At 71.5% G+C, this 16,673-nt stretch carries 18 protein-coding genes and 1 pseudogene; 5 read left to right on the top strand and 14 right to left on the bottom strand.

The window, feature by feature from the left end; genetic code table 11:
* The first annotated feature begins 62 nt into the window (after positions 1-62).
* Both K1T34_RS17180 and K1T34_RS17175 read left to right on the top strand, forming a co-directional pair.
* On the top strand, positions 63-1,091 hold the full coding sequence (locus K1T34_RS17180) for a LacI family DNA-binding transcriptional regulator (RefSeq protein ID WP_220245262.1): 1,029 nt from the start codon (positions 63-65) through the stop codon (positions 1,089-1,091).
* Between the two features lie 107 nt (positions 1,092-1,198).
* On the top strand, positions 1,199-2,065 hold the full coding sequence (locus K1T34_RS17175) for a LacI family DNA-binding transcriptional regulator (RefSeq protein ID WP_220245261.1): 867 nt from the start codon (positions 1,199-1,201) through the stop codon (positions 2,063-2,065).
* Between the two features lie 728 nt (positions 2,066-2,793).
* Here K1T34_RS17175 and K1T34_RS17170 read toward each other — a convergent pair.
* Positions 2,794-3,816, bottom strand: coding sequence for a glycoside hydrolase family 76 protein (locus K1T34_RS17170; protein ID WP_220245260.1), 1,023 nt, complete (start codon positions 3,814-3,816; stop codon positions 2,794-2,796).
* 132 nt (positions 3,817-3,948) lie between these two features.
* On the opposite strand from K1T34_RS17170, the gene K1T34_RS17165 reads away from it, so the two are divergent.
* Positions 3,949-4,416 (top strand): hypothetical protein, encoded by a 468-nt coding sequence (locus K1T34_RS17165; protein WP_220245259.1) that lies wholly within the window; start codon positions 3,949-3,951, stop codon positions 4,414-4,416.
* 154 nt (positions 4,417-4,570) lie between these two features.
* Here the strand turns inward: K1T34_RS17165 and K1T34_RS17160 are convergent, their stop codons facing one another.
* The 11 genes from K1T34_RS17160 to K1T34_RS17110 form a co-directional block, all read right to left on the bottom strand.
* On the bottom strand, positions 4,571-5,227 hold the full coding sequence (locus K1T34_RS17160) for an RNA methyltransferase (protein WP_220245258.1): 657 nt from the start codon (positions 5,225-5,227) through the stop codon (positions 4,571-4,573).
* A gap of 16 nt (positions 5,228-5,243) precedes the next feature.
* Complete coding sequence (locus K1T34_RS17155; protein ID WP_220245257.1) at positions 5,244-5,642, bottom strand: DUF2784 domain-containing protein; 399 nt, start codon at positions 5,640-5,642, stop codon at positions 5,244-5,246.
* Positions 5,643-5,811: 169 nt separating this feature from the next.
* Positions 5,812-6,249: an Asp23/Gls24 family envelope stress response protein gene (locus K1T34_RS17150; protein WP_220245256.1), complete on the bottom strand. Its 438-nt coding sequence runs from the start codon at positions 6,247-6,249 to the stop codon at positions 5,812-5,814.
* Between the two features lie 131 nt (positions 6,250-6,380).
* A complete protein-coding gene (locus K1T34_RS17145; RefSeq protein ID WP_220245255.1) occupies positions 6,381-6,638 on the bottom strand; it encodes a hypothetical protein in 258 nt (85 codons plus the stop codon).
* The gene (locus tag K1T34_RS17140) at positions 6,635-7,003 is read right to left on the bottom strand and encodes an Asp23/Gls24 family envelope stress response protein (protein WP_220245254.1); all 369 of its coding nucleotides are present in this window, start codon (positions 7,001-7,003) and stop codon (positions 6,635-6,637) included. Before K1T34_RS17140 ends, K1T34_RS17145 begins: the two co-directional genes overlap by 4 nt.
* Entirely contained in the window at positions 7,000-7,566 is a 567-nt protein-coding gene (locus K1T34_RS17135; RefSeq protein ID WP_220245253.1) for an Asp23/Gls24 family envelope stress response protein, read from the bottom strand. Before K1T34_RS17135 ends, K1T34_RS17140 begins: the two co-directional genes overlap by 4 nt.
* Positions 7,557-8,105 carry an RNA polymerase sigma factor gene (locus tag K1T34_RS17130; protein ID WP_220245252.1) on the bottom strand — a complete coding sequence of 183 codons (549 nt, stop codon included), beginning with the start codon at positions 8,103-8,105 and terminating at the stop codon, positions 7,557-7,559. Before K1T34_RS17130 ends, K1T34_RS17135 begins: the two co-directional genes overlap by 10 nt.
* A gap of 80 nt (positions 8,106-8,185) precedes the next feature.
* Positions 8,186-8,749, bottom strand: a complete 564-nt coding sequence (gene pyrE / locus K1T34_RS17125) for an orotate phosphoribosyltransferase (RefSeq protein ID WP_220245251.1) — start codon at positions 8,747-8,749, stop codon at positions 8,186-8,188.
* Between the two features lie 39 nt (positions 8,750-8,788).
* Entirely contained in the window at positions 8,789-11,287 is a 2,499-nt protein-coding gene (locus K1T34_RS17120) for an FtsX-like permease family protein (protein WP_220245250.1), read from the bottom strand.
* Positions 11,287-12,030: an ABC transporter ATP-binding protein gene (locus K1T34_RS17115; RefSeq protein WP_220245249.1), complete on the bottom strand. Its 744-nt coding sequence runs from the start codon at positions 12,028-12,030 to the stop codon at positions 11,287-11,289. Before K1T34_RS17115 ends, K1T34_RS17120 begins: the two co-directional genes overlap by 1 nt.
* A 76-nt stretch (positions 12,031-12,106) precedes the next feature.
* Positions 12,107-12,874 carry an SDR family oxidoreductase gene (locus tag K1T34_RS17110; RefSeq protein ID WP_220245248.1) on the bottom strand — a complete coding sequence of 256 codons (768 nt, stop codon included), beginning with the start codon at positions 12,872-12,874 and terminating at the stop codon, positions 12,107-12,109.
* Between the two features lie 55 nt (positions 12,875-12,929).
* Here K1T34_RS17110 and K1T34_RS17105 point away from each other — a divergent pair, with 55 nt between their 5' ends.
* A complete protein-coding gene (locus K1T34_RS17105) occupies positions 12,930-13,826 on the top strand; it encodes a hypothetical protein (RefSeq protein ID WP_220245247.1) in 897 nt (298 codons plus the stop codon).
* A gap of 341 nt (positions 13,827-14,167) precedes the next feature.
* Here K1T34_RS17105 and K1T34_RS17100 read toward each other — a convergent pair.
* Both K1T34_RS17100 and K1T34_RS17095 read right to left on the bottom strand, forming a co-directional pair.
* Positions 14,168-14,827: pseudogene (locus K1T34_RS17100) on the bottom strand (hypothetical protein); the annotation flags it as partial.
* Positions 14,828-14,927: 100 nt separating this feature from the next.
* On the bottom strand, positions 14,928-15,368 hold the full coding sequence (locus tag K1T34_RS17095) for a MarR family winged helix-turn-helix transcriptional regulator (protein WP_220245246.1): 441 nt from the start codon (positions 15,366-15,368) through the stop codon (positions 14,928-14,930).
* A gap of 58 nt (positions 15,369-15,426) precedes the next feature.
* Here K1T34_RS17095 and K1T34_RS17090 point away from each other — a divergent pair, with 58 nt between their 5' ends.
* Entirely contained in the window at positions 15,427-16,113 is a 687-nt protein-coding gene (locus K1T34_RS17090) for an SDR family oxidoreductase (RefSeq protein WP_220245245.1), read from the top strand.
* Positions 16,114-16,673 lie beyond the last annotated feature (560 nt).

Here is a 16,673-nt window from a genome sequence, read left to right as displayed (position 1 = left end):
ACTCATGTCACGTCGCAAGCGTTTGCGCAAACGCTTGCGAGTGAACCTGGTTAAGGACTGACATGCCACAAACCCGCTCCTCCCGGCCCACCCAGCGCGACATCGCGGAGCTCGCCGGGGTGTCGATCACGACGGTTTCCCACGTCGTCAACGGCACGCGCGCCGTCGCGGAGGACACGAAGGCCGCGGTGCTGCGGGCCATCGAGACCACCGGCTACACCGGTGACGCGATCGCTCGTTCCCTGGTCACGGGCGGTACGCGCTCGATCGGCATGGCGGTCTCGCTGGTGGCCAACCCGTACTTCGCGGCCCTGATGCAGGCGATCGAACGGGAGGCTTCGGCCAACGGCTACACGGTGCTGCTCGCCGACACGCACGACACGGCGGCGACCGAGCGTGACGTGGTGCGGGCCCTGCGATCCCGTCGCGTCGACGGCCTGCTGGTGACTCCCTCCCCGGGCGACGGTCCTGTGATTGGTGAACTGGTGTCGCTGGACGTGCCGACGGTGCTCATCGACCGGCTCTCGACCCGCACCGACGTCGACCAGGTCGGGGCGGAGAACATTCAGGCGACGTCGGCTTTGACCGCTCACCTGGCGTCGCTCGGACACCGGCGGATCGGCATGATCTCCGGCGCGCCGGGCCTCACGACCAGCGACGAGCGCGTGCTCGGCTACCGGCTGGGCTTGGGCCGTTCGGGGCTCGCGTGGTCGCCTGACCTCGTGGCCTGCGGGAACTCGCACCGCGACGGTGGCGCGCTGGCGTTGAGCACGTTGCTGGCACTGCCGGAACCACCGACGGCGCTGGTGGTGGCCAACGACAGCATGATGGTCGGCGTCCTGCACGAGGCCCGCCGGCGCGGCCTGCGCATCGGCCGTGACCTGCCGGTGGTCGTGTACGACGACGTCGAGTGGGCCGACCTGGTGGACCCCCCGCTGACCACCATGGCGCAGCCGATCGAGGAGATCGGCCGCCGCGCCGTGCAGCTGCTGCTGGCCCGCCTCGCCGAGCCGACGCGCGCGGCAGAGACCGTCCGGCTGCCGCCCACGCTGCGCCACCGACAGTCGTGCGGGTGCCCCGGGGCGGCCTGACCGTTCACTCACACTGGTGATTCTTGGGGTGGATCGCCTCTCGCGCAGCTCGGCGGGGCCCCCCGAGCGGTTACCGTTGGGTAAGCACGACGACGAGAGCCACGGACATGACCGCTCTGGCGCCGGAGATCCCTGTTTGGGACACGCCGGTCACCCACCGGTTCGGTGTTGCCCTGGGCATGCACGCGAACCCGTACACGGGCGATCTGCTGCGCGCGATCCGCGGCGCCGCCGCGCGCGCCGGCTGCGACCTGATGCTCGCCGACACGCACGATTCGGTGGCCGAAGAGGCGGCCGTGGTGCGTGCGCTGCGGGCCGACCGGGTCGACGGGGTCTTGCTGGTTCCGGCCCCCGGCGACGACGCGGTCATCAACGGTCTCGTGCGCATGGGCGTCCCCACAGTGCTGGTTGATCGCATCGCCGGCCGCAACGACGTCGACCAGGTGGGCTCGGAGAACATCCAGGCGGTGTCTTCGCTGGTCGAGCACCTGGCTTCGCGTCGGCACCGCCGCATCGCCATGATCACCGGCGCCGCCGACTCGGCCGTCAGCGAAGAACGCACTCTGGGCTACCGCCTCGGCCTCGACCGCACCGGCCTGCGCTACAACCCCGAACTCGTCGCCTGCGGCATGTCCTCCCCGGGCGGCGCGGCCCGCGCCGCCGCCAAACTCCTGGACGGCTGGCCCTCCCCCAGCGCTGTCGTGGTCGCCGGCGAGTCCATGCTCATGGGCGTCCAATGGGAAGCCCACCGCCGCGGCATCCGCATCGGCGCCGAACTCGCCGTCGTCGGCTTCGGCGACATGGCTTGGGCCCGCACGGTCTCCCCCGCCATCACCACGATGGCCCAGCCCATCTCGGAAATCGGCCGGCGGGCGGTGCAGCTGTTGATGGCGCGGGTGCAGGAGCCGGACCGCCGTCCTGAAGCGGTGCGGTTGGCGCCGCGGTTCTTGCACCGCGCTTCGTGCGGCTGCTGAGGTTCTGCTTCTCTCGCGTGATCGCGTCGACAGCCCGGTTCTCACACCAGCTGCCGAGCCTCCGGGCTTCCGTCAGGTAGCTCCGAGCGCGCTGGCCGGCCGGCTCTTCGACCGGCCCTCTTGCGGTTCCTGAGCTCCTGGGGGTCTCCGCGCCCGATCGCATCGGCGGCGCGGCTCTCGCATGCAGTTCTTCCAACTTCTCCGCTTTCGCTTCTGCTTCGGACTTCCGGGTTCGAACGACACTTGCCGGCGTCGACGGCTTTACCTTCGCCCCCACCGCACTTCGCTCTCCACGCCCCCGCGGCCGCACCCGACCGCCCCGGCACCGCGCTCCACAAGCTCCTGCCAGACCATTTTCCCTTGCTGCAGCAGGGCCCACCCCCGACAGACAACCCCCACCCTCCCTGGGGGGCGCTCCCATGCCCATTCTACCGGGGCAACCTGACGAAAACGGCTGGTCAGGGCCCAAAGGGTGCTAGTTGTCCACAACTCAGGGCGCCTGTGGACAACTGGGGCCAACTCGCTGAAAGTGGCTGCACACAAGGGAGAGAGGCATGGCTAGGAGCGAGTTGCCGCAGTCAGGTTCAAGGGCGAGATCAGCGTTGCCGCAGGTCGCGGAAAGTTGTGGTGGAAGGAAGGCCATCGTCAGACGTTCGATCGATGATCGCTCCGCCCAAAAGCCGGCCTCCAGCGGCGGGGTCACAGCAGTCTGTGTAGCACGACGGCGGTTACGCGAGCGTCGCGGCGGCTTCGAGGAGCATCCACGCTCCGGTTTGGACGGACAGGTCGCGTTCGGGGGCGTCGGGGGGTGGCGGGTTTGAAGGTGCGGGGTTGGCCCATTCGGCGCTGAACAGGGGGCCGGAGGGCGTCGGGGTGGCGCCGGACCAGCAGGCGTCCGCGGTGGTGAGGACGAGGGTGCGGGCGGTGGCGGCTTCCGGGGTGGGCAGGTGCGGCACGGCGAGGGCGAGGTAGCGGGCGGCGATGGCGGCGAAGAGACCGCCGTCGCCGCCGTTTTGGCCGCGGAGGATGCCGCCGGGGGCGAGGTGGCCGGCGATGGCGCGGACGGTGCGCGAGGCGGATTCCACATCGGACTGTTCGAGGCACGCGCCCAGGTAGACGCCTTGGCAGTAGGTGAAGATGTGCTTGGCGAGTTCGCCGGTGTCGACGCGGAGGCCGTCCCAGACGAGGCCGGTTGTGGGGTCGACGAGGGTGTCGGTGAGCCATTTCGTCAGGTCGCGCGCGCGGGTGATGTCGCCTTCGCGGGCGTGGAAGATGGCAGCGGGACCGTTGGCGGGGGTGTTCTTGAACGTGTCGCCGCGGCGCCACCAGATGCCGCCGCCGGCGTCGTCGGTCCAGCCTTCGTGGAGCTGGGCGTCGATGTCCGAGATGGCGCGGTCCACATCGGACAGGCCCAGCGCGCGGACGCGTTGCAGGGCAAGGCCGAGCCAGGCGATGTCGTCGTAGTAGTCGTTGATCCACTTGCCGAAGTTGCGCAAGTGCACGGACTTCACGAACTGCCCGATCACCTTCGCGCGCTCGGGCTGGGGGTCGCGCAGCTGGGCGTCGACGAGGCTGTCCAGCAAATGTGCCTGCCACCAGTAGTTCCAGTGCCAGTGCAGCCGCTGCCCGGCGGTCGGCGGCCAGCCGCTGCGCCCCAGCACCGTCCCGGGCACGCCCCAGACGCGCCGCAGGTGCCGCCCCCGCACGGCGCGCTCCGCCGCAGCCGCCCGCCCAACCCGGTCGACGCTCATACCCGCGATTCTGCCCGTTCGCGCAGGATGGCGCCCCCTGATCCCGGCCTGACCCGATTGAAACCGGTTCCTGACAACCCGCCCCTACGTTCGGTGGTGCGCAAGATCCACTCGACAGTCGGGGAGAACATCATGAACGCCAAGAAGCTCACCGTTTCCGGTCTCATCGGCCTGGCCGCCGCCTGCGGCGCGCTCGCGCTGTTCGGCCCGGCCGCCAACGCGGCGCCCGCCGGCGCTCCGGCTCCGGTTGCCGCTCAGCGCACCGCCGCGCCCGCGCCCGCCGAACGCGGCACCGCCCCCGCCCCGCGTGGCACGGCTGCTCCGGTCCAGCGCCGGGCGGCACCGGCCCCTGCCGGCCGCACCGGCGTCTCCGCCCCGGCCCAGCGCGCCAGCGCGGCTGCTCCCGCGCGTCGGGCCGGCGTCGCCGCACCGGCTCCCGCTCAGCGCGGCACCGCACCGGAGGCCACCCGCCGCACCGGCGTCACCGCTCCGGCGCAGCGCGGCAGTGCGGCTACTCCCACGCGTCGGACCGGCGTCTCCGCACCGGCTCCCGCTCAGCGCCGCACTGGTGTCTCCGCTCCGGCTCCGGCCCAGCGCTGACAAACTGAGCCCAGCCAGCTGACCAGCCGGCGCCGCCGCGGCCCCGTTCGCAGCGCCGGCGGCTATCGGTCTGGACCACGCGTCAAGGCGAGTCTTCCGCCCTGCCACGTGGTCCAGACCGTCGTAACACTGAAATCGGAGTTTTCCGCCGGAATCACCAAGACCGAGACAAATCCGCATGCTCCCTCACCCAAGCATGCATGACAATCCCCGCCGCAACTCCGGCATTAATCGACCGCGTACTACCGAACTGCGCAATCGACACCACCATCGAAGCAGCAGCCTGAGCCTCCTCTGACAGCCCAGGCCCCTCCTGCCCGAACAGCAGCACACACTCCCGCGGCAGCGAAGCCACCTCCACCGGCACCGACCCAGGCGTGTTGTCCACCGCCACCACGGCCAACCCGGCAGAAGCAGCGAAAGACACCAACCCCGCAACATCCTCATGATGCCGCAAATGCTGATACCGATCCGTCACCATCGCCCCGCGACGGTTCCACCGCCGGCGCCCCACGATGTGCACCTCGGCAGCAGCGAAGGCATTGGCCGTCCGAACAACCGTCCCGATGTTGTGGTCATGCTGGAAGTTCTCGATCGCCACGTGGAACGGATGCCGCCGAGCATCCACATCGGACACGATGGCCGAACGGCGCCAATACCGGTACGCATCCACCACGTTCCGACGATCGCCGTGCTCCAGCAGCTCAGGGTCGTACCGCGGATCCGAAGGCCACTCGCCCACCCACGGACCCACACCAACCGGCTCACGACCCACCCACTCGGTGGGCCCGGCCTCGGGATCTTCCGTCACGAGTGACGATTCTCGCTCAGCCCAGGCGGACGCGGTGAGCCGGAGTGTCGTCGTGGCGGTGGCGCCAGCGGTGGTAGGCGCCGACGTACGAGAAGATCACCAGGGCCAAGGCAATCACGGCGACGGCCGGCAGCAGCGAGCGCGGTACGACCGTGTCGTACAGGTAGTAGGCGTTGAACCCGCCCGGCAGGTCACCAAGTCCTTGCTGGTGACGGAAGAAGTTCTCCGCCGCGGTCAGGGGACACGGGACCGGGGTGACGTTCACCAGCACGCCCCAGGCCGCGAAAAACACGTGCACGAGAGCGACCCGCGGCCAGCGCCACGCGAGGAAACCGCCGAGTCCGATGAACAAGAGGGCGAGGATGTGCACCGCCACCGTCACGTCGGCGAGGAAATGCGCAACCGAAGCGCTCACCACCGCCCCCTTTCCCCCGGCTTCTACCAGCGACGTTACTCCGGTAACCGTGCCCCGGCGGGCGAAAATTCCTCACTCGCTGTGATGTTCCACCCAGGGGAGCAACGCGTTCACCCGAGGGGTAACGGAGTGGTCACTCCGGGTACGAGCCCCGCGCCGGAAAGGTCCCTCAGCGCACCCGATCACTCGTGATGGGCTCTTCGTCCGCACTCGGGATGTACACATCGCCGACGTTGATGTTCACCTCGACGACCTCCAGGCCCGTCATGCGCTCGATCGCGCCGATCACGCTGCGTCGCACCTGGCGCGAGAGGTCCGCGATCGGCACGCCGTACTCGACGACGATCTCCAGGTCCACCGCCGCCTGCTTCTCGCCGACCTCCACGGCCACGCCCTGGCCCGCACTCGCGGACGCGCCCGGGATGCGGTCGCGCAGCGCGCCCAGCGCCCGCGCCGCGCCGCCGCCCAGCGCGTGGACGCCCGGCACCTCACGCGTGGCGAGGCCGGCGATCTTCTGCACGACCACGTCGGCGATCGTCGTAGTGCCCTGGTCGGTCACGAGGCCAGGAGCCACCACGAGGTCAACGGTCTTCTCTGCGGCAGTCATCGAACTTCTCCCTCAGTAGGTTGGGAAGCGAGGCGGGACAAGGCTTTCCTGCCCCGTCACCGCTTCGACACAACGGCCCGGTGATCGTCACGACCCGATTGTGTGACGCGGGGCTCAGGAAAGCACAGCGCTCAGGAAAACGCGCCGGCGTCGACGTCGGTGACGATCAGCCGCAGCGTCGCGCCCGCCCACTCCGTGTCCGCCAGCGCCGGCCGCACCACGGCCGCCGCGCGCGCCAGCAACGGCGGCAGCGGCAGGCGCGTGGCGATCAGCCGGACCTGCACCGCGCCCGGCGTCAAGTCCACCGCAGAACCCCAACTCCGCTGGACCGCCGGCCGCAGCCCCTCCACGTCGGCGAGCGCCGCGACGATGCCGTCGGCGACGCTCACCGGCGCTCCAGCTCGATATCCACAATGGACACCACCACGGCGTGGACTGCCAGCCCCGTCTGCTCGGCCACGACGCGCGTCACCGACCGCTGCACCGCCCGCCCCACGGCGGCGGCCTGGTCGAACGCCGACGTCACCAGGTCGACTTCCACCGACAGCCCACCCTCGACGCCGCGCACGCGCACGCCGTCGATCGGCGCCGGATCCAGCCCCTGCCACCGCCCGCGCGCCGCCCGCGTCCACGCCGTGACGAGGCCGCGCAGGCCCGGCTCCAGCCGCACGACGCCGGGGGTGTCGAGCGCGGCCCGGGCCGCGACGCTCGCGACCACCGGGTCCGCGATCACGTACTCGGCATCGCCCGTCATTCCCCGTCCTCGTACACGTCCTCGACCAGCAGGTCCAGCTTCGCGAGCGTCAGCCCGACGCGCGCCGCGGCCGCGGCCGTGACGCGTTCGCGTACCCGGGCCAACGTCTCGGCACCGTCGACGTTCCCCAGCCGCACCGCGAGCGTGAGCTCGACCTCGACGATCCCACCCCCGTCGGAAGCGATCCCGACCGTGCGCACGCGGCAGCGGCGGGCCCGGACGTCACCCGCGGAGTCGGCGGCGTAGCGCAGCACCACGGCCACAGCCGCCTCGCTCACCTCCACCCGGCCCGGCTCCGGCGTCGGCAGGTCGAGCATCTGCCCGCGCCGCGCCTCGGCCCGCACGGCCGACATGATGCGTCCCACCAGGCCCGGTGGCACCGGATCGGGCTCGGCGACGAGCTCGGCCGTCGCCGAACGCAGGGCCAGCAGGCTCTCGCGCGCGGTTCCGCAGTGCGGGCAGGTCGCCTCGTGCGCGTCGACCGAGTCGAGCCGGTCCCAGAGCGCGTCCAGGTCTCGGCCGCACGGCAGTTCGTAATCTGTGCCGGTCTCGTTCACCGCCACGGCTTCATCACCTCCGCCAGCTGCGCCCGAGCCCGGGCGATGCGGCCCCGGACGGCCGCGGCGTTCACCCCGACGACCTCGGCGATCTCGTCGTAGGAGCGGCCGTGGACCTCACACAGGAGCCAGCACACGCGTTGCGGCGGCGTGAGCTGCTGCAACGCCGCGTTGAGCGCCTCGAGCTGCCCGCTGACCTGCGCCGCGTGCTCGGGCTGCCCGTCGATGCGCGGCGACTCCGCCAGCTCGAGGTCGACGTCGGCCTGCGGACGGCGCGCGCGGATCACGTTGAGGCAGCGGTTCGCCGTGCTGCGGTAGAGCCAGCCGACGAACGCGCTGTCGTCCTGCAGTTGCGCGAGCTTGCGCCACGCGCCGAGGAACACCTCCTGCACCACGTCCTCGGCGTCGCCGCGGTGGTTGAGCATCTTCACCGCGAGCCGGAACATGGGCGCCTGGTAGCGCAGCACGAGCTGTTCGTACGCCCGCACGTCGCCGTCGCGGGCGCGGCCGACCAGCGTCGCGTCGTCGAGCTCCGTCGTGGTCACGGCACCCCCTTCCACCAGGGGGACACCGGCGAGGGGGTGTTCGTCACGCACGCATTCTCGGTGATCTCCGAGAATCGCGCTCAGCTCAGGCCGAGGTCGTCCTTGTTCAGCAGGTAGCGGTACTCGAGGCCTTCCTTCTCGATGGCCTCGCGTGCACCCGTGTCGCGGTCGACCACCGTGGCGACGCCCGCGACGACCGCCCCGGCCTCGCGCAGCGCCTCGATGGCCGTGAGCACGCTGCCGCCCGTGGTCGAGGTGTCCTCGACGGCCAGCACGCGCTGCCCGCGCACCTCCACGCCCTCGATGCGGCGCTGCATGCCGTGCTCCTTCACCGCCTTGCGGACGACGAAGGCGTCGAGCACCATCCCGTCGCTCGCGGCGGAGTGCAGCATCGCCAGCGCGACCGGGTCGGCGCCGAGGGTGAGGCCGCCGGCGGCGACGTAGTCCCAGTCGGCCGTGAGCTGCCGCAGCAGCTTCCCGATGAGCGGCGCCGCCGCGTGGTGCAGGGTCGCCCGGCGGAGATCGACGTAGTAGTCGGCTTCCTTGCCCGACGATAGGGTCACCTTGCCGTGCACCACGGCCAGTTCGCTGACCAGCCTGGCCAGTTCGAGCTTCGCACTTTGATCCAACCCGGGGTACGCCACGGCCGAGAGTCTTACACACGCCACCGACAAGCCCGCTCGTCACTCGCCGAGCGCGACGGCCGTCACGGGCCGCGCCCGCGTGGCCACCCAGGCGGGCACCAGCGACGCCACCAGCGCGAGCACGGCGGCGGTCGCGACCACGGTGAGGTAGATCCCGATCGGCCCGGTCGGCAGCGGCGAACCCGTGGCCACCAGGCAGAACGGCACGATCGCACCCGCGGAGACGACCGTGCCGAGCACCACGCCGATCGTCGCGATCAGTCCGCCTTCGACGCCCGCCATGCGCAGCACTTGCGTACGCGTGAAGCCGCCGAGGCGCTGCAGACCGAACTCGCGGCGACGGCGCGCGGTGGCCATCACGAGCGTGTTCACCACGGAGATCACGGTGTAGCCGATGATCATCCCGATCATCAGGTAGTTGACCCACGCGCCAACCGCGTCACCGGTCGCGTGGGCGGCGAGCAGCGACTCGCGGTCGCCGACGGACACGGGTTGGCCGGCGGTGGCCGTGGTGAGGCTCGTCGTGAGCCGCGCCTGGTCGACGCCGGGTGCGGCGCGCACGAGCACCTGCGGCGCGAGGCCCGCGGTGGTGTGGGCGGCGAGCAGGCCGGCGGGGAACAGCAGCGTCTCGAAGCCGGCGCGCTGGTCGACGAGCGCGACGACGCGAACGGTCACCTCGTGCCCGTCTCCGAGGCGGAGCGTGACGACGTCGCCGACTCCGCGGTGCAGCTCCGTGGCCACGCTCGCGGGCAACGCGACGGCGTCGCCGGTGAGCGCGTCGAGGCTGCCTGCGGCGACCTTCGTCGACGTCGTCTGCGCGGCGCTGCCGGCAGTGAGGCCGAGGGCTGCGTGGCCGTCGTCGTCCTGGCTGTCGTCGTAGGGCGCGGTGACGAAGACCGTGCTGGTCACGTACTCCGACGCGGCGACGACGCCCGGTGCGTCCTGCACGCGCCGGAGGAGCTCGGGGCTGACGCCGGCCGGGGCGGCGACCACGGCGTCGGCGCGCAGGTCTTCGGTGAAGGCCTGCTGCGACACGGCTTGTGTGGTCGTCTGCAGGTAGATGTTGGCGGTCGCGATGCCGACGGCCAGCATGATCGGCGTGACCGCGCCCGACACCTTCGTGGCCGCGGCCCGCGTGTTGGCCATCGCCAGCCAGCCGGTGACGCCGCCGAGCAGGCGGACCGGCGCGTGCAGCAGCATCGCCATGAGCTTCGTGACGCCGGGGCTGATCGCCGCGACGCCGATCGCCCACAGCATCACCGCGGGTCCCGCCGTGCTCGCCGCGATGGGACCGGTCATCACCGCGAGCGTCACGATTCCGAGCGCCGTCCCACCACCGAAGCAGAGCACGGCGACGATCAGCCGCAACGGCGTGAGCCACCGGCGTTCGACAGCGGCCTCGGCCAGCGCCTCCGTCGGCCGGATCCGGCTCACGCGCCGGGCCGCGACCACGGCCGCGAGCACCACGGCGAGCAGTGTCGCGCCGGCGGCGACGACCATCGGCAGCCAGCCTTGGTGGAAGCGCACGACGTCGGGTACGACGCCGGCGTTCGTCAGACGGCCGAAGAGCCAGCGGCCGAGCAGCGGGCCGAGCGCGGCGGCCACGGCGATCGCGAGCAGGCCGATCGCCACGGCTTCGCCGAGCACCATCCGGCGCAGCTGACGCGGAGTCGTGCCGATTGCGCGCAGCAGAGCCAATTCCCGGCGGCGCTGCTGCGTCGCGAGGCCCAAGGTGCTGGCGACGACGAAGAGTGCGACGAGCACGGAGAGGCCACCGGAGACGGCGGAGAGGACCACGAGGTTGGTGCCGCTGGCGTCGGCCTGCGGGAACTCGGCGTGGCCGCGGTCGTCGCCGGTGAGCGCGACGACCCCGTCGCCGAGATTCAGGCGCGCGGCGACGGTGACGGGGTCTTCGTTGGTGAACACGCCGAAGTCGGCGACCTGGTTTCCGGCCAGGCGCGCGGCTTCGGCGGCGGTGAAGAAGATCGTGGGCGTGGTCGTCGACGCGGTGGCGACGCCGGCGACCCGGTAGGTGCCAGTGGTGCCACGGGCGGCGAGCTGGATGGTGTCGCCGGGTTTCGCGGCCACGTCGGCGACGACGATCTCGCCGTCGCCGGGAGCGTGGCCGGAAGTGAGCGTGAACGGCGTGAGAACGGCGGAATCCCACGCGTGGCCGGTTGCCGGTCCTTGCGGCAGCGCAACGGGAACGTTGACGTCACTGACCACGGTGGACACACCGGGCGTCGCACGGATCTTGTCGGCCAGTGCCGGATCCAGGCGCACGGTCTCCGGCAGCGCGACAGCTTCGGTCTTGAGCTTGCCCTCGCCCGGATCGCGTTTGGGCAGCCGGATCTCCTGCTGCCCCGCCACGACGATCGGCGCGGCCGCCAGCCGCCGCGGGGGCGCGTCGGCGCGGATGCCCGTCTCCATCAGGCCACCGCACGCCGACACGATCACCGCGCCGAGGAACGCGGCCACGAACGTCGCGAGGAAACCACCTTTGCGCAACCGAAGCGTGCGCAGCGCGAGCCGGAACATCACGCACCACCGACCGCGACAGCGCCGGCCCACGCGCCGAGGTGAGTCATGCGTGCGGCGACGGCGTCGGGTGTCGGGTGGGCGAGCTCGCCGGCGACGCGGCCGTCGGCGAGGAAGACCACGCGGTCGGCGTGCGCGGCGGCGACCGGGTCGTGCGTCACCATCACGACGGTGAGCTCGCCGCGCACGGAATCCCGCAGCAGGGCAAGGACTTCGGCCGCGGTGCGCGTGTCGAGGGCGCCGGTGGGCTCGTCGGCGAAGAGCACGGCCGGGCGCGCCACGAGCGCCCGCGCGATGGCCACGCGCTGCTGCTGGCCGCCGGACAGCTCGCCCGGGTGGTGCCGGCGCCGGTCGGCGAGGCCGACGTGCGTGAGCATGCGCGTCACCACCTTGCGGTCGACGCGGCGGCCGGCCAGGCGCAGCGGGAGCACGACGTTCTGCTCGACCGTCAGCGCGGGCAGGAGGTTGAAGGCCTGGAACACGAAACCGATCCGGTCGCGGCGCAGCTTCGTCAGCTGCGTCTCCGACAGCTTCGCGAGGTCCTGGCCGTCGAGGTGCACCGAGCCGGCGGTGGGGCGGTCGAGGCCCGCGGCGCAGTGCAGGAACGTGCTCTTGCCCGAGCCCGAAGGCCCCATCACGGCGGTGAACCCGCCGCGCGGGAACACCAGGTCGACGCCCGCCAGCGCGGTGACCCGGCCGTAGTCCTTCCGCACGGCCTGTAGCCGCACTGCCTCATCCGTCATGGGGAAAACGCTAGGCAGCGAAGGCGGTTCGCACCCTGGTGCCAGCTCGCCGGGTAGGGGTGGGGGCAGCCCTACCTCACGTGCGGCTCCGGTTGCCGAACCCGGCCGAGAGCCGGCGCAGCACCCCGCGTGGCAGCAGGCCGGTGACTGCGACCAGCGCCTTGTACTGCAGGCTCGGCACGGAGATCACCTTGCCGCGGCGCAGGTCCGTGAGCGCTTCGTCCACGACCTGCTCGACGCCGAGCCAGAACGCCTTCGGGCCTTCCTTCTCCAGGCCTGCGCGCTCGTGGAACTCCGTGGTGGTGAAGCCGGGGCACAGGGCCATCATCCGTACGCCGGGTGGCAGTGAGGTCGCGACGCCTTCGGTGAACGACGTGACCCAGTTCTTGCTGGCCGTGTAGGTCGAGCCCCGGCCGGAGAAGAAGCCGGCGACGCTGGAGACGTTGATGATGTCGCCGTGGCCGCGCTCGACCATGCCGGGCAGCGCGGCGCGGGTGAGGCGCAGGACGGCGGTGACGTTCACGTCGAGCTGGCGCTGCAGCGCATCGGGGGAGATCTTCCAGAAGTCGCCGGAGAGGCCGAATCCGGCGTTGTTGATCAGCAGGTCTACTGGTTTTTCGGTGAGTCGCTCCTCGACCTTCGCGCGTCCGTCTACTTCGGACAGATCGGCAGGGAGAACCTCCGTGTCGACTTGATGGCGTTCTGCCAATTGCTTGGCGAACGCCTCGAGGCGCCCCCGGTCGCGGGCGACGAGCACGAGGTCGTGTTTCTCGGCGGCGAGCGTGCGCGCGAACTGAGCTCCGATGCCCGCGGTGGCTCCGGTGATCACGGCGGTGACGGTCATGGGGCGAACCTACCTGCAGTCGCGTTTGTCCCACTGGCGAAGTATGGTCCGGCCCATGGGCAAGCACACCCAGCGAATGCCCGGCTACCTCCCGAAGGTGGCCGCCGGTGCGGCACCCCTCGCACTGCTGCTCGCCGGCCCCGCGTCCGCGCTGGCCGATCCCACTCTTCCCCTCGACGGCCTGCCGCTGGACCTGCAGCAGCACGGCAGTCTCGACCACTCCGTGCACTCCTCGGCGGCAGCGGTGGGCGTCGTGCGCGACACCTCCGTGGCGACGCGGGGGTTGCCGGTGTCGGCGGCTTCTTCCGCGACGCAGGCGGCGACCGACACCACCGGTTACGGCCCTTCGGATTCACTCACAGCGGTGAAAACGACAAACGGTTTTTCGCAGTCACAGCGCCACGAACTCCGAGCGGGCTCGCCGGTGCGGCTGATGGCGGGGAACTCGTCGCGGGTCACGTCTTCCTCGCCGGGCTCCGGTCTTGGTGCTGCCACAGCGGAGGGCGCCTGGCTGCCCTACGGCGTCGACGTCCTCACCGATTCCTCCGGCGACGTCGGCGCCGGGCGCTTCGCCGGCGATCTCGGCGATGGCGTGGGGGTGCACCGGACGTCCGGCCACGCCGTGGACTTCGGCGGGCTGGGTTCGCTGGTGGCCAATTCGGAGCAGCACGGGACGGGTCGGTTCGTCGGCTCGCTGGACTTCTCCGACGTCGGCCGGCGACACCTCGCCACGGCGGACGTCGGGCCGGTTTCGGGCTTCCTGCTGACCACGCAGTCGTTGTCGAGCAACGGTTTCCGCGGCGAGTTCGCCGCGGCGGACGCGGCTTCGGCACGGGTTTCGACAGGGACTTCGGTTTCACCGCGCGTCGGGCAGACGCAGTCGGTGGGGGTGACGGCGTTCGGGACTCCGGTGGTGCCGGATGTGGTGTTTTCCACGGCGCCGTTGGGTTGAGACTGGCCTGAAGGTGCTGGGTTGAGCCGGACATGAAAAACGGCCGCCTTTCGGGGCGGCCGTTTTCGCGTTCGTGATCAGTCTTCGTCGACGTCCGGGTCCGGTTTCGCCGACGGGGTGGCCGGGACGGAGCCGTAGGTGCTCGGGCCGGTGGAGGGGGTGCGGGGCTCGGGCGGGGTCGGGGCGTCGGCCGGGCGGGTTTCGACGGGGGTCGTCGCGCGGGTGTCGACCGGGGTGGTCGCGCGGGTGTCCGCCGGGGACGGGGCGCGGGTGGCCGAGCGGGGCTCCGAAGCAGACGCCGTGGCAGCTGCCCCGGGCGCGGGTGTGCCGGCGGCGGGGGTCCAGGTGCGGCCGGTGTCGTAGTCCTCGTCGAAGGGGTCGACGATGTCGGCGATCTCGCCGAGGTCGCGCAGGAGGCGTTCGAGCCGGGACGGCCCGGCGTTGGGCACGACGCTCGCCAGCACCCATTCGTTCTCGAGCCACGCGACGCCGACGTCGCCGCCGAGCTGGTCGGCCGCGTCGACGAGTTCCTGGGTGATGACCGCGCGGGCGCCTTCGGAGTCGTCGGCGAAGGCGTAGCGCTGGCCGATCGGGCCGAGCATCTCGGGCATGTTGTCGCGCTGGAACGGCACGCTCGACAGCCACATCTCGACCGGCACGCGGTGCGTCTTGTTGCAGCGCACGGCCACGACCGTCGCCGGGATCTGGCCTTCGGACTCGATGTCGAAGATGAACACCGGGCGGCGGCCGTCGGAGGTGAAGGTGGAGCCTGCGACGACGTTCACGGCCGCGTCGGCGCCGAAGTAGCCGATCGCGCCGCCCGACCACTGCCGGGGCAGCCGCTCGTCCTCCTCCACGAACTGCCAGCCGCGCAACTGGGCCCAGCGCATGCGCTCGCGATTGCGCGAGCCTTCCTTGGCCCGGTCGGCCGCGAGCAGGCCGAGCCCCGCCACCAGCGCGACGGCGGCGATGACGAACCAGATCCACGCCGAGATACCCACGACGGTGAGGGTATCGCTGCTCGGCCGTTACACCCGAACGCCCGCACCGTGTCGGCGCGCCCCTTTCGAGACGGCCCCTCGCACCGGGTCGACAAATCGGTTAATCGCTGGGCTTTTTCACGGTTCGCAGGCGGTCGAGCGCCGCTTTCACGGTCGCGACGTCGTCCTTGTCCAGCGGTGCGAGCAGGTGCTCCCGCACGGCGGCGGCGTGCACGGGCCGCGCCCGCTCCGCCTCCGCCCGGCCGAACTCCGTGAGCAGGACCTCGACGCCGTCGTCCGCGGGCTGCCGCTCGACGAGCCCGCGCTGCTCCATCCGCGTCAGGTGGTGCGACAGCCGGCTGCGGTGCCAGCCCATCGACTCGGCGAGCTGGTTCTGCCGCAGCCGCCCCGCGTGGTCCGCCAGGCGCGTGAGCACGCCGAAGTCCGGATCGGACAGTCCCGTCGCCGCCGCGATGTCCTCCGCGACGCGGGCGCGCACCGACTCCGCCGCGTGCTTGAACGCGTGCCAGAACTCCAGCTCGTCGCCGGCCAGCCGATCCACAGCGGGTCACTGTACTGCCACGTTGTCATGACAACACTCTTCGAGATACGGTGTTGTCATGACAACACCCACTGCTCTCGTGACCGGCGCGGGCAAAGGCATCGGCAAGGCGATCGCGGCCGGCCTGGCCGCCCGCGGTTTCGACGTGTGGCTCGGCGCCCGCGACCGGTCCCGCGGCACTGCTGGCGCGGCGGAGATCGGCGGCCGCTTCGTCCAGCTCGACGTGACTTCGGACGAGCAGGTCGCCGCCGCCGTGCGGACGATCGGCCGCCTCGACGTGCTGGTCAACAACGCCGGCACCAACACCGGCGGCTATGGCCTGCCATCCCAGGAGGACGTCGCCGCGATGCGCCAGGTCTACGAGACCAACGTGTTCGGCGTCGTCCGCGTGACCAACGCCTTCCTGCCGCTGCTGCGCGAATCGGCCGCCGGCCGCATCGTGATGGTCTCGAGCTTGCGCGGCTCCCTCGCTGAGCCGGGCGCGTGGGTCGGGCAGCCGTCGATGCCGTACTCGAGCTCGAAAACCGCGCTGAACGCTCTGACCGCCCACTACGCCCACGAACTGGCCGATACCGCGATCAAGGTCAACTCCGCCTGCCCCGGGCATGTGGCCACGGACTTCAACGGCTTCCGTGGCACGCGCACGCCCGCGGAGGGCGCCGTGGAAGCCATCCGGCTCGCCACGATGGGGCCGGACGGCCCGACGGGCAAGTCTTTCCAGGACCGGCGCGAACTCGCCTGGTGACGGAATCGGACCGATCACGACGCCGAGCCCGCGCGAAGGGACCACTCGCCACCGAACGGCGGCACGATGGGTCCACTCGCGCCCGCCGCTGAGCACAAACGGTCCATTCGTGCCGCGCCGCCGAGCGCGGCCGGTCCACTCGCGCCCCATCGGGGAGCGCGGCCGGTCCGCTCGCCGCGCCGCGCGGCGTGATCGGTCCCGTCGCGCACGTCCCTCGGCTCGGTTCGAGCGGTCTTGTCGTGCGGTAGCTCCGGCACGAACGGCCCGTTCACCACACCAAGCCCATGCGAAAGGACCACTCGCCACCGAAACACGGCACGATCGGTCCACTCGCGCTCGCCGCCGAGCCCGCGCGAAAGGACCACTCGCGCCGCGCCGCCGAGCACAAACGGTCCACTCGCGTCCCGCCGCCGAGCGCAATCGGTCCGCGCCGCGCGAGCGGTCCCGCCGAGAAACGGGGCGTCGGGTCCACGCGAGCGGTCCACTTGTGCGGCGGCGGAGATACCAGCTGACCACTCGCGCCGCCAAGCCCACGCGAAAGGACCGTTCGCCCCCAGCGC

The organism is Amycolatopsis sp. DSM 110486 (assembly GCF_019468465.1).
GTDB lineage: Bacteria > Actinomycetota > Actinomycetes > Mycobacteriales > Pseudonocardiaceae > Amycolatopsis.
This window is presented reverse-complemented; position numbering and strand designations above follow the sequence as displayed.

What these genes read in the sequence shown, in the direction of transcription:
- K1T34_RS17180 (WP_220245262.1), top strand. Translation starts at nt 63, where the DNA reads ATGCCACAAACCCGCTCCTCCCGGCCCACCCAGCGCGACATCGCGGAG.
- K1T34_RS17175 (WP_220245261.1), top strand. Translation starts at nt 1,199, where the DNA reads ATGACCGCTCTGGCGCCGGAGATCCCTGTTTGGGACACGCCGGTCACC.
- K1T34_RS17170 (WP_220245260.1), bottom strand. Translation starts at nt 3,816, where the DNA reads ATGAGCGTCGACCGGGTTGGGCGGGCGGCTGCGGCGGAGCGCGCCGTG.
- K1T34_RS17165 (WP_220245259.1), top strand. Translation starts at nt 3,949, where the DNA reads ATGAACGCCAAGAAGCTCACCGTTTCCGGTCTCATCGGCCTGGCCGCC.
- K1T34_RS17150 (WP_220245256.1), bottom strand. Translation starts at nt 6,249, where the DNA reads ATGACTGCCGCAGAGAAGACCGTTGACCTCGTGGTGGCTCCTGGCCTC.
- K1T34_RS17140 (WP_220245254.1), bottom strand. Translation starts at nt 7,003, where the DNA reads ATGACGGGCGATGCCGAGTACGTGATCGCGGACCCGGTGGTCGCGAGC.
- K1T34_RS17120 (WP_220245250.1), bottom strand. Translation starts at nt 11,287, where the DNA reads ATGTTCCGGCTCGCGCTGCGCACGCTTCGGTTGCGCAAAGGTGGTTTC.
- K1T34_RS17115 (WP_220245249.1), bottom strand. Translation starts at nt 12,030, where the DNA reads ATGACGGATGAGGCAGTGCGGCTACAGGCCGTGCGGAAGGACTACGGC.
- K1T34_RS17110 (WP_220245248.1), bottom strand. Translation starts at nt 12,874, where the DNA reads ATGACCGTCACCGCCGTGATCACCGGAGCCACCGCGGGCATCGGAGCT.
- K1T34_RS17105 (WP_220245247.1), top strand. Translation starts at nt 12,930, where the DNA reads ATGGGCAAGCACACCCAGCGAATGCCCGGCTACCTCCCGAAGGTGGCC.
- K1T34_RS17090 (WP_220245245.1), top strand. Translation starts at nt 15,427, where the DNA reads ATGACAACACCCACTGCTCTCGTGACCGGCGCGGGCAAAGGCATCGGC.